Origin of the sequence: Pseudomonas sp. PvP001 (assembly GCF_040546375.1) — a bacterium.
GTDB lineage: Bacteria > Pseudomonadota > Gammaproteobacteria > Pseudomonadales > Pseudomonadaceae > Aquipseudomonas > Aquipseudomonas coleopterorum.
On sequence record NZ_JBEPNQ010000001.1, the window covers coordinates 368,504 to 384,489 of the forward strand.

The following is a 15,986-nucleotide window of genomic DNA, read 5'->3' on the forward strand; positions in this document are numbered from 1 at the left end:
CGGCTTGCGCCGCTGCTACAGGGGGGGTGCACGGCGTGGTTACGCATTTCGCAGGAATTCGGGATGGGCAACTTGATGCGCGATTTGGCCTTACTCTGGGCGTCGCCTGCCGACGCGGCTTGCGCCGCTGCTACAGGGGGTGCACGGCGTGGTTACGCATTTCGTGGGGATTCGCGATCCCCTGTAGCAGCGGCGCGAGCCGCGTCCGGTTTCAACACAGGGCATCTGGCACACTGCGGGCGCCGTCGACGCGGCTGGCGCCGCTTGTGGACCGCCAACAAATGTGTGCGATCAGCGGCTACAATACCAAGCAAGCTAGGCAATGAGAGCGACCGCCGAGGCGCCGCTCAGCCATGGGCGAACCGCTCTAGACCGGTACTTTCGATTGAAACACGAAGTCACTTGGGGCAGTCTTGCACGCAGAACGGACGGATCCTCCCTGCAACCTGCGTGTGCCGCCGTATTGACACTCATTCGACGCCACTGCTAAACATTAACTACCCAGTTAGTTTTGCCTCTTCCCCGCGCTCGCAAGCTTGCCTGCCAGGGGTAGAAACGAAGCCAACGGTTCCAATGCTTCATAATAAAAACAACGGAGACACAGCATGGCGCATGCTCAGTCAGAATCGCACGGCTCGCAGCAAACCAAGAAGGCCACCGCCAGCGGATGGGTCGGTTCCGCCCTGGAATACTACGACTTCTTCATCTATGCCCAAGCCGCGGCGCTGATCTTCCCGCAGATCTTTTTCCCCAACACCGACCCCAAGGTCGCCATCGTTGCCTCTCTGGCCACCTACGGCGTGGGCTATGTTGCCCGCCCCATCGGTGCGTTCTTCCTGGGCCACTGGGGCGATACACGCGGCCGCAAGAACGTCTTGCTGCTGTGCATGTTCCTCATGGGTTTCGCCACCATGGCCGTGGGCCTGCTGCCGACCTACAGCCAGGTCGGCCTCTGGGCACCGGCCATGCTGGTGGTGCTGCGTTTGATCCAGGGCTTCGCAGTGGCGGGGGAAATCTCCGGGGCCAGTTCGATGATTCTCGAACATGCGCCCTTCGGCAGACGAGGCTACTACGCCAGTTTCACCTTGCAGGGCGTGCAGGCCGGACAGATCTTCGCTGCGGCGATCTTCCTGCCCCTGGCCTACTTCATGCCGGATGAAGCGTTCAACTCGTGGGGCTGGCGGATTCCGTTCCTGCTCAGTGCCGTGGTGCTGATCGCCGGCTACATCATCCGTCGCGAAGTCAATGAAACCCCGGCTTTCGAAACCGTGGAAGCGCGCGCTGCCATTCCCAAATCCCCGGTCGTCGAGGCGTTCAAGCACAGTTGGCGCAACATGGGCCTGGTGATGTGCATGGCGCTGATGAACGTCATTCCGGTAGTGGCCACCATCTTCGGCGCGGCCTACGCCGTGCAGCCGGCCTACGGCATCGGTTTCGCCAAGAGTGTGTACCTGTGGATTCCGGTGGTCGGCAACATCGTCGCGGTGTGCGTGATTCCCTTCGTGGGCAACCTCTCAGACCGCATCGGTCGTCGTCCGATGATCATCGGTGGCGCGCTGAGCTCGGGCATTCTGTCGTTCTTCTACCTGTACGCGATCAGCATCCACAACGTGCCCTTGGCGTTCGGCATGTCGATTCTGATGTGGGGCGTGTTCTATCAGGGCTACAACGCGGTGTTCCCAAGCTTCTACCCCGAGCTGTTCCAGACCCGCTATCGCGTGTCGGCCATGGCCATCTCGCAAAACGTCGGCACGCTGATCACCGCCCTGTTGCCAGCACTGTTCGCAGCGATGGCGCCGCCCGGCTCCACCAACATCCCCATGGTGGTCGGCTCGCTGGCCCTGGGTGTGTGCTGCATCGCAGCGCTGGCAGCGTTCACCGCCAAGGAGACCTACCGCATCCCCATGGCTGATCTGGGCAAACCCGATGCTGCGGCGGTGGATTCCCAGGAATACGAGCGCAGTCGTCAGCAGGCGATAAGCTCGGTGCGTTGATCCGCTGACCCGCCCCACCCGAAGGCCCCTGCAACCGCAGGGGCCTTCTGCATTCAGCCACCTGGATTGGTGTACTGGGCATAGACGGCGAAAACCCCGAGTATCGCCCACAGCACGCTGAACAGAAACGGTGACCTCATCGAGAACATCAAAGCCCCGCGCCAGCGTTTCTCGTTCGATTCGCGCTCGCTGAACAGCGGTGATTCGTCATAGGCCGCGCCCATGGCCGGCTCGCTGTCGAGCAACTGGCTCTGCTTGAAGTGCCAGTGATCGATGATGTCGTAGGCCGAACGAATGCCTGGCCAGGCATGCAGCGAACTGACCAGACCGAACAGCGCCAGCAACGGCGGCACGACCAGGGTAAAAAGCTTGCCCCACTCCGGGTTCAGGTTGGCCATGGACGACGCGTAGGCGATGACCAGGAACGACTGCGCGGAGAGGTAGGCGTCGGTGCGGTTGGAAAGGATGGAGGTTTCGTACTGGATTTCCTTGCGGTAAAAGTCCAGGCGATCCTTGGGGGTACCGAACATCAACACATCGGCCTTGGCATCGGCCGGGGGCGTTACGTCATCGACGATGATCTTCGACATGGGTGCATTCCTCTTGCGCTAAGGCTCATAAGAAGGCCATTCCCCCAGTTGGTTCAGCCGCGCCCGGTACGACCGCGGTCCTTCAGGCACACCGCATGCACCGCCGACGCGGCTTGCGCCGCTGCTACACGGAGTGCGAACGCCGTCGACCGCGTCCGGAACACGAACCCCTGTAGCAGCGGCGCGAGCCACGTCCGGCATCACCGCGTTCCTTCAGGCACACCGCATGCACCGCCGTCGCGGCTTGCGCCGCTGCTACACGGAGTGCGAATACCGCTGACCGCGTCCGGAACGCGAACCCTGTAGCAGCGGCGCGAGCCGCGTCCGGCATCACCGCGGTCCTTCAGGCACACCGCATGCACCGCCGACGCGGCTTGCGCCGCTGCTACAGGAGTGCGAACACCGTCGACCGCGACCGGAACGCGAACCCCTGTAGCAGCGGCGCGAGCCGCGTCAGGGTCACTGGAACACGCAGACACACCCACGAACGCAGGGAAACATCCGCTTACACCTTTTGCAACTCGTCAGGTCATATGACATCCTAACTCATGCTTGAATAACCCACTGTTCCATCCACAAAAACAACAAAGGGAATTCACCCATGACGAGTACCCACTCGCTCGAAAAGAAGGCGGCCGCCCCCACGACTCGCCTGGGCAGGCTCGCCAAGATCGTCGGACCGGGCATCATTGCCGTCCTGTCATGGCTCGGCGCAGGCGACCTGATCACCTCCTCCGTGGCCGGCGCCAACTATGGCTACGCGATGATGTGGGTGCTGGCGGTGTCGCTGCTGCTCAGATTTCTCATCGTCAACATCATTGCCCGCTTCCAGCTGTGCAACAACCAGGGCATGACCATCTTGCAGGGCTACGCGCAACTGCACCCCTTCTTCGCCTGGTTCATGCTGGGGTACGCCCTGATCATGGGTCACCTGACCAATGCGTACATGATCAAGGGCGCTGGTGAAGCACTGGCCACCCTGCTGCACATCAATCAGCCGTTGCTCGCCTCCTTCGCCGTGGTACTGGGCGTGTGGCTGCTGGTAGGCCGCAACATCTACTCGCTGATCGAAGGCGTCATGAAAGGCTTGCTGGCCCTGATGACCCTGGCGTTCATGGCGCTGGCGATCATGTCCAAACCCGATGTGGGCGGCATCCTGGCCGGAACCATCGGTTTCAGCATTCCGCCGGATGAAGGCGTGCACGGTGCCCTTCTGGTAGCCGTTTCGGTGATCGGTGCGGTGGCCGGTTCGATCGCCAACTTCGTGCACCCCTACGTGATGCGCCAGAAAGGCTGGGTCGGCCCGGAACACAAGCGCATCCAGCGCAACGACCTGCTGTTCGCGGTGTTCGTCGGGATCATCATCAACCTGGCCATCTGGGTGGTCGGCGCGGAAATCCTGCGTCCCAACGGGATCGAAGTGAAAACCCTGGACGACCTGGGCGCGGCGCTGCAGATGTTCTTCGGCACCGGCGGCTGGTTGATCTTCTTCGTCGGCGTGTTCGCTACCTTGTTCGCCAGCATCGCCGGCAAGACGACCGCCTTCCCCATGCTGATCACCGATGCCTTCCAGCACATCCGTCCTGAGCGTCGCGAGAAGTACGGCAAGGAATTCCATCACGACCCGATGCACAAGTGGTTCCTGCTGTTCATCCTCGTCACGCCGCTGGTGTGGTCGCTGCCGGGCATGCCTGACTTCGTCACCCTGACCATCGGCGTGAATGCGCTGAACATCATCGGCCTGCCAGTGATCTCCCTCGGTCTGCTGATCATGTCCAATCAGAAGAAGTTGCTCGGCAACTACCGCAACAACTGGTTCGAGAACATCGCCCTGGGCTTCGCCACCATCCTCGCCGTCTGGGTCGCCTTCCAGCTGGGCTCGCAACTGCTCGCCTGACCCTGCCACTGCGGACTGTGTCCGCAGTGCGCCTTTCGCGGCCGACGCTCATTTATCGGGCATGCCGTTCGTCGGCACGCGGGCACCACTGACGTGTGCCCGCAGCCCAATACATGACGCATTCACACGAACAAGGAGAGCTCCATGAAAAGCCTGAAACGCATCAACGCAGCCCTGTTGGCAGGTCTGCTGACCGCCGCTGCCGTACCGGCCATGGCCGACAACAGCACCGGTCCGACCAACCCCGCCGCCAAAGGCACCGTGCCCTCGGCCGTAGGCGTACCGTCCGGCACTGGCACCAACATGCCCAATGGCAACACCGATGGCTCCAGCGCGCCGCGTGACGGCACCAGCACTCAGATCAAGCCGCAGAACACCGGCAACCCTGAAGGCAGCTCCATGGGCGGCGCGGTGACCAAGCCAGAATCCGGCAGTCATGACATGGGTGACGGGACTGGCTCTGAAGGCGGCAAGCTCTGATTGACCCTGCACGCTTGAGCCTAGGGAGAATGATATGAGCGAACACAAGACACCTGCGCCAAACGATGTCGACCATGACACCGGCAGTGCGGCCAATGCCACGCCCAACGACCCGGCGCTTGACCCTGCTGTCCGTCCTGATTCCAACGATCCAACCACAGCCGAAGGCAATCGCTTCAGTCCGGACTTCAAGTCCGAGCCGGAAGTCGATCCTTCGACCAGTGCAGACGATGAGGAAACGGACGCCGATATCGACACCACCGGCGGCTGATCGCCGCTCCCCTTCGAAGGCCGCTCAGCGGCTGATGCGGCTGCGCTCGTTGCGTACATCGAAAATCAGCTGCCGCGCGGCCTCCGAGCTGATCAGGCCCTGCTCCCTGAACCTCTCGACCTTGCCTATGATCTGCACTGCAGCCTGATCCAGGTCTCTGGAAGCGGCGGTGTGCAGATTGCGAATCTCTCGAAAGATGATCTGATCCACGGGTTCATTCTGCTCGGTATCCCCGCCCGCGCCGTTATCAAGCATTTCCACATCTCCCTGCATCGGTTCACGATGGGGGGGCGTCCAGCCTGTCCCCCATTCAACCTAGATGTGTACCCCGAGCAGCCTTGGGTGTGCAAGGGCCGCCATGGAATCAATTGCCCGGCGGAAGGATATTCCCGATCAACGTAGGGCCGATCAGAGGTGCGTCAGGGTGCCATGGGTGGGATGTAGGTCAACGTTGTCCCCAGCGCCCAGAGCAGGAACAGCACGAGCGGCGCGTGTACCAGCAGTTGCACGAACGAGAAGCCGATCAGGTCGCGCGCCTTCAGGCCCAACACACCCAGCAAAGGCAGCATGTAGAACGGGTTGATCAGGTTCGGCAAGGCTTCGGCGGCGTTGTAGATCTGCACCGCCCAGCCCAGGTGGTACTGCAACTCGTTGGCCACCTGCATGACGTAGGGCGCCTCGATGATCCATTTGCCCCCACCCGATGGGATGAAGAATCCCAACACCGCCGAATACACGCCCATGAGCATCGCATAGGTATCGTGGGAGGCGATCTGCACGAAGAAGGTCGAGATGTGGTGAGCCAGGGTCTGCGCGTCGCCGCCCTTGACCGTGGTCATGATCGCGGCGATGGAGCCGTACAGGGGAAATTGAATCAGCACACCGGTGGTCGTCGGCACGGCACGCGCCACGGCATCGAGAAAGCTGCGAGGGCGCCAGTGCAGCAGCAGGCCGAGCATGATGAACAGAAAGTTATAGGTATTGAGCCCCGAGATGGCCGTGATCGCCGGCTTGGTGGAAAACTCGTGGAACAGCCATCCGGCGGCGAGCAACACCAGGAAGATAGTGATCAGCGGACTGTATTCCAGCCATTCACCCGGTCGGCTGCGCTTGCTCAGCGGCGGCAGGCTGAAAGCCGGGTCGACGCCGCAGGCCTGGGCATCGCGGGCCGAATTCGGACCGGGCGCGGTGGCATAGGCGACCACCAGCGAGACCACTACCAGCGCCAGCAACAGCACGCCTGACTGCCAGAGGAAAATGGTCTGGGTGAACGGGATGACACCCGTGATCGACAAGATGGACGGCGGCAGGCTGGCCGGATTGGCCTGCAACTGCGCCGCCGACGATGACAGGCCCAGGGCCCAGACCGCGCCCAGACCCAGGTACGCTGCAGCGCCGGCAGCGCGATAGTCCATGCGCAGATCGGTGCGGCGCGCCAGCGCGCGCACCAACAGGCCGCCGAACACCAGAGACAGCCCCCAGTTGAGCAGCGACGCCACCATCGAGATCAGTGCCACCCAGGCCACTGCCGAGCGTCCATTGCGCGGGATGCGCGCGAGACGGTCGATGAGTTTCACGGCGGGCGGCGAGCTGGCGACGACGTAGCCGCCGATGACCACGAAGGCCATCTGCATGGTGAACGGGATCAGGCTCCAGAACCCGTCGCCGAACGCGGTGGCCGTGGCCGTCGGCGTGCCGCCGATGGCCAGGGCGCCCAATGCGACCAGCAGCACCGCCACGGCGGCGAATACGTAGGAGTCGGGGAACCAGCGCTCGGCCCAGCTCGAACAGCGTAGGGCGAAGCGAGCGTAGCGGCTCTCTTCCAGGTGTGCGGACATGGTGGTGTTTCCTTGTTTTTATAGTTGGAGAGCTGCAGGTGTTGGCAGGAAGTTTTCAGAAAGTCATTTCGATCACATCATCGGCAATGATCAACTTGCCGGCCGTTTTCGCCTTGATTTCATCGATGCTGACACCCGGCGCACGCTCCTTGAGGATGAACGCACCGTCTTCGATCTCGAGATAAGCCAGATCGGTCAGCACCTTGCGAATGCAGCCGGCGCCGGTCAGCGGCAGGGTGCACACAGGCAGCAGTTTCGACTCGCCGTCCTTGGACGCGTGGGTCATGGTGACGATGATGTTCTCCGCACCGGCCACCAGGTCCATGGCCCCACCCATGCCCTTGACCAGCTTGCCGGGAATCATCCAGGAGGCGATGTTGCCCTGCACGTCCACCTCGAAGGCGCCGAGCACGGTGAGGTCGACATGGCCGCCGCGAATCATCGCGAACGACTGCGCCGAGTCGAAGATGGAGGCGCCCAGGCGCGCGGTCACGGTCTGTTTGCCGGCATTGATCATGTCGGCGTCGACGGTAGCCTCGGTGGGGAATTCGCCCATGCCGAGCAGGCCGTTTTCCGATTGCAGCATCACGTCGATGCCAGGTGGCACGTAGTTGGCCACCAGGGTCGGGATGCCGATGCCCAGGTTCACGTAGTAACCGTCCTGCAGTTCGCGCGCCACGCGCTGTGCCATCTGTTCGCGGGTAAGTGCCATGGAAAAAACCTCGTGGGAAACAGCGCAGAAAGGAAACAATCAGGCCTTGAGCGTGCGCTTCTCGATGCGCTTCTCGAAGGTGCCCTGGATCACCCGGTCGACATAGATGCCTGGCGTGTGGATATGCTCGGGCAACAGCACGCCCGGCTCGACGATCTCTTCGACCTCGACCACGGTGATGCGCCCGGCACTGGCGGCCAGCGGATTGAAGTTCTGTGCGGTATGACGATAGACCACGTTGCCGAAGTGGTCGGCCTTCCAGCCCTTGACGATGGCGAAGTCGCCGGTGATGGCTTGTTCCAGAATGTACTGGCGGCCATTGAATTCGCGCACTTCCTTGCCTTCGGCAATCGGTGTGCCGTAGCCGGTGGCAGTGAAAAACGCGGGGATGCCGGCGCCGCCGGCGCGCATCTTCTCGGCCAGGGTGCCTTGAGGGGTCAGTTCGACTTCCAGTTCGCCATCGAGCAACTGCCGCTCGAACAGCGCGTTTTCGCCCACGTAGGAGGCGATCATCTTGCGAATCTGCCGGTCTTCGAGCAGTACACCCAAGCCGAAACCGTCGACGCCGCAGTTGTTGGACACCACCGTGAGATCCCGCACGCCCAGCCGCTTGATCTCGGCGATCAGGTTCTCTGGAATGCCGCACAGGCCGAACCCGCCGGCCAATACCGTCATGCCATCGCGCAGGCCATCGAGCGCCTGTGCGTAGGTTGCCACTCGCTTATCGAGTCCAGCCATGATCGTTCGCCTTTTATTGTTTGTCATGGCGCCGTCCGTGCCGCGACGGCGTGGGTGCAGGTATCTTCTCCCCACACGGCTAATTTGTTAATTTTGTTTTTCTTCGGTATTGATTGGTTTTCCAAATAGATGAACGTCAAACAGCTCCGCGCCTTTCTCGCCGTGGCCCAGGCCCTGAGCTTTGCCCAGGCGGGCGAAAATCTGCACCTGTCCCAGCCTGCGCTGAGCCTGACCATCAAGGGTCTGGAAGAAGACCTGGGCGGCGCGCTGCTGATCCGTACCACGCGCAGCGTCAGCCTCACGCCCGAAGGCGAAGCCCTGCTGCCGCTGGCCCGGCGCCTGCTGGCGGATTGGGACAACACCGAAGAGTTGCTGCGCCAGCACTTCACCCTGCAATTGGGCAAGGTGTCCATCGCGGCCATGCCGTCGTTCGCCGGCAACCTGTTGCCTGGGGCCCTGCGGATCTTTCGCGACCGCCATCCACGGGTCAATGTCGCGGTGCATGACGTGATCAACGAGCAGGTGGTGGAGATGGTTCGTCACCGCCGCGTGGAACTGGGCATCGGCTTCGAGCCGGAAAGCACCTCGTCACTGGTGTTCACGCCCTTCTACACCGACCGCTTCGTGGCCGTGGTGCCGGCCGATTCGTCGCTGGCCGAGCAACCGGTACTGACGTGGGCAACCCTGCTGGCCCATGATTTCATCGCGCTGCAGCGACCTTCTGCGGTCCGTCTGCTGCTGGAAAGCGCCGTCAGCGAAGAGCACGGCAAGCTGGCGGTGGCCTTCGAAAGTCACCAGTTGAGCACCATCGGGCGCATGGTCGCCCATGGCCTGGGCGTCAGCGCGGTACCGGCCCTGTGCATCGAGCAGATGCACGAACTGGGGGCGCGCTGCGTGCCGCTGGAGTCGCCCAGCGTCGAGCGCCGAATCGGCCTGATGCGCTTGCCGGACCACAAGCTTTCGGCCGCCGCACACGCGCTGATGGAAGTGCTGCTGGAGCACACGGCCCACCGTCGCCAATGACCCTGCCACCCGACGGTTTGAACCGCAGCCCGATGACACTGCCCAACCCACACGCCCCATGTAGCAGCGGCGCAAGCCGCGTCGGCGGTCCATGCGGTCTTTCGGAATGACCGCGTCGAAGCCGGACGCGGCTTGCGCCGCTGCTACAGGGCGCTCAATTCCTTTTCCATCGAGGAGCATTGTGATGAGCAGCATTGATCTGGCCGGCAGGCCGGTTCCACGCATTGGCCAGGGCACCTGGCGCATGGGCGAAGACCCGGCCCGTGCCCGGCAGGAAATCGCCGCGTTGCAGGAAGGCATCGACCTGGGCCTGACCCTGCTCGACACCGCCGAAATGTACGGCGAAGGCGGCTCTGAAAAAATCGTCGGCCAGGCCATCCAGGGTCGCCGGGACCAGGTCATGCTGGTCAGCAAGGTCTACCCGCACAACGCCAGCCTCAAGGGCGTGGCGCAAGCGTGCGAGCGCAGCCTGCAGCGCATGCAGGTGGAGCACATCGACCTGTACCTGCTGCACTGGCGTGGTCAGTACCCGCTGAGCGAAACGGTGGACGCCTTCGAGCGTCTGCGTGAACAGGGCAAGATCGGCGCCTGGGGCGTGTCGAATTTCGATGTCGATGACATGATCGAGCTGAACGATGAACGCTGTGCGACCAACCAGGTGCTGTACAACCTGGAAGAGCGCGGCATCGAGTTCGACCTGCTGCCCTGGTGTGCCGAGCGGGCAATGCCGGTGATGGCCTACTGTCCGATTGCCCAGGGCGGCCGCTTGCTCGACCAACCGGCATTGCGCCAGGTTGCGCAGCGCCACGGCGTCACGCCGGCGCAAGCCTGCCTGGCCTGGGTCATTCGCCGTGAAGGGGTGATCGCCATCCCCAAAGCCTCCACGGCCGAACATGTGCGCCTGAACGCCGCCGCCCTGCACGTCAAACTCGATGCCGAAGACTTCGCCGCGCTGGATCTAGCCTACCCCGCACCGCAACGCAAGCAGCGGCTCAACATGGTCTGAAGCCGCCGCGTGCCGCCGACCGAGGCGCCGTCAATCGTCCAGCGGTTGCGGCGCCTTGCTCGGTTTCGCGGCCTTGGCGGGCTTGTTCGTAGGCTCTTGCGCGGCGGCTGCGACCGGGGCTGGCGCATTGGCCTCCTTCTCGGCTGCGGGCAATTGATCGATGGTACTGAACAGCTGCGCAGGCTCGACGTAGCCCGCCTGTTCGAGCTTTTTCTCGCCATCCTTGCCCAGCAGCACGAACTTCTGACTGGAACCGGCGCCCAGCTTCAAATCGCGGATCAGGGACATGGTCGCTTGCGGGTCGAGGTCTTTGCCGTCACGCTGGCCGATGGTATTGATCACGGTGTAGCGCACCATCCCGCGCTGCTTGAAGCCGTCGCGGTTGGCGGGCTCTTCCAGCGCCTTGCGCAGTTTCAGCAGGTTGGGATCCACCGAACTCGGGGCGATCACCACCAACGGCCGGGCCCGTCCACGGTCCTGGGCCAGGGGGCTATCACCGTCGGCGGCCAGCAGCGGCGCGGCGAAGGCGAACAGTGAGGCGAGGGTCAGCGACCGGATCATCATGCTCCATCTCCTTGACGTATCGATGGCTCATCATTACAGAGATTTCGCCCCCGTGCGAGCCGGGGCCAGGCGAGCGATCAGGCTGCCGCCGAACACGTTGATCACCAGCCCCACCATCACCAGCGCACCACCCCACCACTGCAGGGCGCTCAGCCGCTCGCCGAGAATCCAGGCCGAGGAGCTCAAGCCCACCACCGGTACCAGCAACGAAAACGGTGCCACCTTGCCCGCCGGATAGCGCGATAGCAGCTTGCTCCACAGGCCATAACCCAGCACCGTGGCGATCGCGGCCAGGTACACCAGGCTGCCGATCGACTTCCAGCCAATGCCCAGCAGTGACCGTTCGATCAGCGCCGGCCCTTCCAGCCACAGCGACAGCGCGAAGAACGGCAGTGGCGGAATCAGCGCGCCCCAGATCACCAGCGCGACCAGGTCGATATTGCCGAAACGGCGGGTAATGATGTTGCCCATGGCCCACATCGAGGCTGCGCACAGGGTCAGCAGCACGGCCACCAGTGGCGTGGCCTGATCGCTTTCCAGGCCGATCATCGCCAGTCCGCCTGCCGCGACCAATAGCCCCACTACACTGGCCGCACGCAGGCGTTCGCCGATAAACAGCGCGGCGAAGAACAGCGTGAAGAACGCCTGGGATTGCAACACCAGCGAGGCCAGGCCCGCAGGCATGCCGTTGGCCATGGCCTCGAACAGAAAGGCGAACTGCCCCAGTGAAATGGTCGCGCCGTAGGCGATCAGCCAGCGCAGCGGCAGGTTCGGACGGCGAATGAAGAACACCGCGGGAATCGCCACCAGGGTGAAGCGCAGACCACCCAGCAGCATGGGTGGCAGGCCGTCGAGGCCGTAGCGGATCACCACGAAATTCAAGCCCCAGACGACGATCACGATCAAGGCCAACATCAGGTCTCTAGGTGCCACGGTACCTCCACAGGTTCAGGTCAGTCCGCTCGGGGCAGCCGATCCCCCACGGGGTGGCGACTGCACGGGTCAGCCGGATCATTCTTGCCCATCGCAGCCCCTGACGGGAACCTGTTTCAAAACTTTTCTGAACCGGGTCGGGCAGCCTGGCGTTCCGTGGCGGCCCTCGCTTGAGCTAGAGTGCAATCACAATGCCATTTCAGGGGTCCGTCGATGCGCGTGTTCTGGGTAATGCTGATTGCAGTGGGCTTGTCGGGTTGTACCTCGTTCCGCGCCGATTCGGAGCACCTCAAGGCTGTCCCGGCAGATCGTTTGTCAGCCTGGCAACAGACTCTGGCGCCGTCGAGCGAACTGGTGGTGGACCGCGACATCGGCATCATGGGCGGCGGCTGCTACGTCGCGCTGCTGATCGACCGCGAACCGGCGGCGTTGATGGCCGTCGGCGAGGTGGCCACCTTTCACCTGCCGCCTGGCGAACACATCGTCGGCATCACCACCGACAAGCAAGGTGGCATGCTCTGCAGCAAGGGCCGTCTGAACCGCGAACTGCGCCTGCAGGCCAACCCAGGCGAGCGCCAGCACCTGCGTATCGTCAGCGAAGCCAAGAGCGGCTTCGGCATCGTTCTGGACCCGCGCTGATTGCATCGAGACACCTTCCCCACCGCTCATCTCGTCAGGAGTCGCCATGCCCAGCCAGCCGCTGCACCACAACGCACACCAGCAGCCTGTCGGCCACCCGCTGCCCGACTGGACCGCGCGCCCTCGCCCGGCCCATGCGGTGATCGAAGGCCGCTATTGCCGCCTCGAGCCCCTGAACGTCGCGGCCCACGCCGAGGATCTGTTCCAGGGCTATTGCCAGCAGAGCGACGGCAGCGACTGGACCTACCTGCCCGTCGGACCGTTCGCCGACCTCGACAGCTATCGCACTCACCTGCAAACCGCGGCAGCCAGCCAGGATCCGCAACACTGGGCGGTGATCGATCTGCGCAGCCAACGGGCCGTGGGCACGTTGGCCTTGATGCGCATGGACCCGGCCAATGGCGTCATCGAAGTGGGCCATGTGACCTTCTCGCCGTTGATGAAACGCACCCCGGTGTCGACCGAAGCGCAGTACTTGTTGATGCGCCTGGTGTTCGATGAGTTGGGCTACCGGCGCTACGAATGGAAATGCGATGCCTTGAACGCGCCCTCGCGCAAGGCCGCCGAGCGCTTGGGCTTCAGCTTCGAAGGCATTTTTCGCCAGGCATTGGTGTACAAGGGCCGCAACCGCGACACCGCGTGGTTCTCGATCATCGACAGCGAATGGCCAACGCGGCGCGCGGCATTCGAACGCTGGCTGGCGACGGAGAACTTCGACGGCTCGGGCCAACAATTGACTGCATTGACCGCCTGTCGCCAGCAGGATTGAGAAACCCGGCTATCCTTGCGACTGGCGAAATGAATCGCCTCGTTGCTCACCACCTGCAGCTCCTCATTCACAAAAAAGAGAGCCGACGCTTGAAACTCGAACCCTTGCCAAAGTCGCTGATCGCCGTTGCGTTCGCGCTGGCCCCCACCTGTTTGTTCGCCGCCTCCCCCGCCCCCGTCGCCGCGCAGAACGGCATGGTCGTCACCGCCCAGCAGCTGGCCACCCACGTTGGCGTGGACGTGCTCAAGGACGGCGGCAATGCCGTCGACGCTGCCGTCGCCGTGGCCTACGCCCTGGCTGTGGTCTACCCGGCCGCCGGCAACATCGGCGGCGGTGGCTTCATGACCCTGCAGATGGCCGATGGCCGCAAGACCTTTCTGGACTTTCGCGAGAAGGCCCCACTGGCCGCCACCCCGGACATGTACCTGGACAAGGCCGGCAACGTCATCGAAGGCCTGAGCACCGACGGCCACCTGTCGGTGGGCATTCCAGGCACCGTTTCGGGGATGGAACTGGCCCTGCAGAAATACGGCACCTTCAAGCGCGCCGACCTGCTCGCGCCAGCCATCAAGCTGGCCGACGAGGGCTTCACCCTCGGTCAGGGCGACGTCGACCTGCTGGAAACCGCCACCGAGGATTTCCGCAAGGACAGCCAGGATTCGGCGAAGATCTTCCTCAACCAGGGTCAGCCGTTCAAGGCCGGTGACAAGCTGGTACAGAAGGACCTGGCACGCACCCTGCGGGAGATTGCCGACAAGGGCAACGCTGGCTTCTATCAGGGCTGGGTCGCCAAGGCCATCGTGGATTCGAGCCAGGCCGGCAAGGGCATCATCACCCAGGCCGACCTCGACAAGTACAAGACCCGCGAGCTGGACCCCATCGAGTGCGACTACCGCGGCTACCACGTGATCTCCGCGCCACCGCCCAGCTCCGGCGGCGTGGTCATCTGCCAGATCATGAACATTCTTCAGGGCTACCCCATGGCCGAACTGGGCTATGGCTCGGCGCAGGGCATGCACTACCAGATCGAGGCCATGCGCCACGCCTATGTGGACCGCAACAGCTACCTGGGCGACCCGGACTTCGTCAAGAACCCCATTGCCCACCTGCTCGATGCCAACTACGCGACGAAGATCCGCGACAGCATCTTGCCGAACAAGGCGGGTGTCTCAGCCGAGATCAAACCGGGCGTGGCGCCCCATGAAGGGAGCAATACCACCCACTACTCCATCGTCGATCAGTGGGGCAATGCGGTTTCGGTCACCTACACCCTCAACGGCTGGTTCGGCGCACGGGTCATGGCCAGCGGCACCGGCATCCTGCTCAACGACGAGATGGACGACTTCACCTCCAAGGTCGGCGTCGCGAACATGTACGGCCTGGTGCAGGGCGAAGCCAACGCCATCGCCCCCTACAAGACGCCGCTGTCGTCCATGAGCCCGACCATCGTCACCAAGGACGGCAAGCCGGTGATGGTGGTCGGCACGCCCGGCGGCAGTCGAATCATCACCGCGACCTTGCTGACCATGCTCAACGTCATCGACTACGGCATGGCCATCCAGCAGGCGGTCAATGCGCCCCGCTTCCACCAACAGTGGATGCCCGACGTGACCAACCTGGAACACTTCGCCATCAGCCCGGACACGCGCAAGATCCTCGAGAGCTGGGGGCACAAGTTCGGCGAGCCACAGGACGCCAACCACCTGGCAGCGATCCTGGTCGGCGCGCCTTCACTGGGTGGCAAGCCCGTCGCCAGCAACCGCTTCTACGGTGCCAACGACCCGCGCCGCAATACTGGCCTTGCCGAAGGCTATTGAGCCAATGAACACGCGGCCAGGCCAGTGAGATGGCCTGACCGCGTGCACCCCCGGTGAACGATCCACCTGAACTTTCCATTTTCCTCCGCGCTCAGATTTTTTGATCGCCTGGTACGCCAGGCCTTAACTGACCCGAGGAAGATCCACATGGCTACCCAACTGCAAGGCAAGAAAGTCCTGTTCATCACCGCCAACACCGGCATCGAGCGTGACGAACTGCTCAAGCCCGTCGAAGCGCTGCGTGCAGCCGGCGCCACCGTGACCCACGCCTCCAGCGAAGGCGGCACCGTGCAGACCTTCCAGCAGGACACCGAGAAAGATCGCACCGTCGAGTCCGACAGCAAGATCCAGGGCCTGAGCGTCAGCGACTTCGACGCCCTGGTCATTCCAGGCGGCACCGTCAACGCCGACACCCTGCGTCAGGACACCGATGCCCAGCACCTGGTCAAGGCTTTCGCCGATGCAGGCAAAGTGGTCGCTGCCATCTGCCACGGCCCATGGCTGCTGATCAACGCCGGCGTGATTCCCGGCAAGACCCTGACCTCCTACCCCAGCGTCAGCCTCGACCTGACCAACGCAAAGGCAGCGGGCTGGGTCGACCAGGAAGTCATGCAGTGTGGTGCCAACGGCTGGACCCTGATCACCTCGCGCACTCCTGACGATATCCCTGCGTTCAACGACGCCATCATCAAGGCCCTCGGCGCAGCCTGAGCCG

Annotated in this window: 17 protein-coding genes; 10 read left to right on the top strand and 7 right to left on the bottom strand. The window is 63.2% G+C overall.

Annotation, left to right across the window (positions count from 1 at the left end):
* The first annotated feature begins 605 nt into the window (after window positions 1-605).
* Window positions 606-1,994: an MFS transporter gene (locus ABMD26_RS01590; protein ID WP_049860144.1), complete on the top strand. Its 1,389-nt coding sequence runs from the start codon at window positions 606-608 to the stop codon at window positions 1,992-1,994.
* A gap of 53 nt (window positions 1,995-2,047) precedes the next feature.
* On the opposite strand, the gene ABMD26_RS01595 is transcribed toward ABMD26_RS01590, so the two are convergent.
* Entirely contained in the window at window positions 2,048-2,584 is a 537-nt protein-coding gene (locus tag ABMD26_RS01595) for a hypothetical protein (protein WP_049860143.1), read from the bottom strand.
* 601 nt (window positions 2,585-3,185) lie between these two features.
* On the opposite strand from ABMD26_RS01595, the gene ABMD26_RS01600 reads away from it, so the two are divergent.
* From ABMD26_RS01600 to ABMD26_RS01610, 3 genes are all read left to right on the top strand, one after another.
* Window positions 3,186-4,481: an Nramp family divalent metal transporter gene (locus ABMD26_RS01600; RefSeq protein ID WP_049860142.1), complete on the top strand. Its 1,296-nt coding sequence runs from the start codon at window positions 3,186-3,188 to the stop codon at window positions 4,479-4,481.
* A 144-nt stretch (window positions 4,482-4,625) separates the two neighbouring features.
* Window positions 4,626-4,961, top strand: a complete 336-nt coding sequence (locus ABMD26_RS01605) for a hypothetical protein (RefSeq protein ID WP_056842527.1) — start codon at window positions 4,626-4,628, stop codon at window positions 4,959-4,961.
* 34 nt (window positions 4,962-4,995) lie between these two features.
* Window positions 4,996-5,232, top strand: coding sequence for a hypothetical protein (locus ABMD26_RS01610; protein ID WP_354307142.1), 237 nt, complete (start codon window positions 4,996-4,998; stop codon window positions 5,230-5,232).
* Window positions 5,233-5,256: 24 nt separating this feature from the next.
* Here the strand turns inward: ABMD26_RS01610 and ABMD26_RS01615 are convergent, their stop codons facing one another.
* The 4 genes from ABMD26_RS01615 to ABMD26_RS01630 form a co-directional block, all read right to left on the bottom strand.
* Window positions 5,257-5,487: a hypothetical protein gene (locus tag ABMD26_RS01615; RefSeq protein WP_049860139.1), complete on the bottom strand. Its 231-nt coding sequence runs from the start codon at window positions 5,485-5,487 to the stop codon at window positions 5,257-5,259.
* 164 nt (window positions 5,488-5,651) lie between these two features.
* Window positions 5,652-7,070 carry a short-chain fatty acid transporter gene (locus tag ABMD26_RS01620; RefSeq protein WP_090357922.1) on the bottom strand — a complete coding sequence of 473 codons (1,419 nt, stop codon included), beginning with the start codon at window positions 7,068-7,070 and terminating at the stop codon, window positions 5,652-5,654.
* Window positions 7,071-7,125: 55 nt separating this feature from the next.
* Window positions 7,126-7,782: a CoA transferase subunit B gene (locus tag ABMD26_RS01625; RefSeq protein WP_192068659.1), complete on the bottom strand. Its 657-nt coding sequence runs from the start codon at window positions 7,780-7,782 to the stop codon at window positions 7,126-7,128.
* A gap of 39 nt (window positions 7,783-7,821) precedes the next feature.
* Window positions 7,822-8,520 (bottom strand): CoA transferase subunit A, encoded by a 699-nt coding sequence (locus ABMD26_RS01630; RefSeq protein ID WP_049860137.1) that lies wholly within the window; start codon window positions 8,518-8,520, stop codon window positions 7,822-7,824.
* A gap of 129 nt (window positions 8,521-8,649) precedes the next feature.
* On the opposite strand from ABMD26_RS01630, the gene ABMD26_RS01635 reads away from it, so the two are divergent.
* Together ABMD26_RS01635 and ABMD26_RS01640 are read left to right on the top strand one after the other, a co-directional pair.
* Window positions 8,650-9,543, top strand: a complete 894-nt coding sequence (locus ABMD26_RS01635; RefSeq protein WP_354307145.1) for a LysR family transcriptional regulator — start codon at window positions 8,650-8,652, stop codon at window positions 9,541-9,543.
* Window positions 9,544-9,727: 184 nt separating this feature from the next.
* On the top strand, window positions 9,728-10,549 hold the full coding sequence (locus tag ABMD26_RS01640; RefSeq protein ID WP_354307147.1) for an aldo/keto reductase: 822 nt from the start codon (window positions 9,728-9,730) through the stop codon (window positions 10,547-10,549).
* Window positions 10,550-10,579: 30 nt separating this feature from the next.
* Here the strand turns inward: ABMD26_RS01640 and ABMD26_RS01645 are convergent, their stop codons facing one another.
* Entirely contained in the window at window positions 10,580-11,113 is a 534-nt protein-coding gene (locus ABMD26_RS01645) for a DUF4174 domain-containing protein (protein WP_354307149.1), read from the bottom strand.
* A gap of 33 nt (window positions 11,114-11,146) precedes the next feature.
* Window positions 11,147-12,046, bottom strand: coding sequence for an EamA family transporter (locus ABMD26_RS01650; RefSeq protein WP_090357912.1), 900 nt, complete (start codon window positions 12,044-12,046; stop codon window positions 11,147-11,149).
* A 213-nt stretch (window positions 12,047-12,259) separates the two neighbouring features.
* On the opposite strand from ABMD26_RS01650, the gene ABMD26_RS01655 reads away from it, so the two are divergent.
* The 4 genes from ABMD26_RS01655 (at window position 12,260) to ABMD26_RS01670 (ending at window position 15,982) form a co-directional block, all read left to right on the top strand.
* Window positions 12,260-12,685, top strand: a complete 426-nt coding sequence (locus ABMD26_RS01655; RefSeq protein ID WP_354307151.1) for a 3-isopropylmalate dehydratase — start codon at window positions 12,260-12,262, stop codon at window positions 12,683-12,685.
* Window positions 12,686-12,731: 46 nt separating this feature from the next.
* The gene (locus ABMD26_RS01660) at window positions 12,732-13,454 is read left to right on the top strand and encodes a GNAT family N-acetyltransferase (protein WP_354307153.1); all 723 of its coding nucleotides are present in this window, start codon (window positions 12,732-12,734) and stop codon (window positions 13,452-13,454) included.
* 89 nt (window positions 13,455-13,543) lie between these two features.
* A complete protein-coding gene (gene ggt, locus ABMD26_RS01665; RefSeq protein ID WP_354307155.1) occupies window positions 13,544-15,271 on the top strand; it encodes a gamma-glutamyltransferase in 1,728 nt (575 codons plus the stop codon).
* Between the two features lie 147 nt (window positions 15,272-15,418).
* Window positions 15,419-15,982, top strand: coding sequence for a type 1 glutamine amidotransferase domain-containing protein (locus ABMD26_RS01670; RefSeq protein ID WP_354307157.1), 564 nt, complete (start codon window positions 15,419-15,421; stop codon window positions 15,980-15,982).
* Window positions 15,983-15,986: the final 4 nt, after the last annotated feature.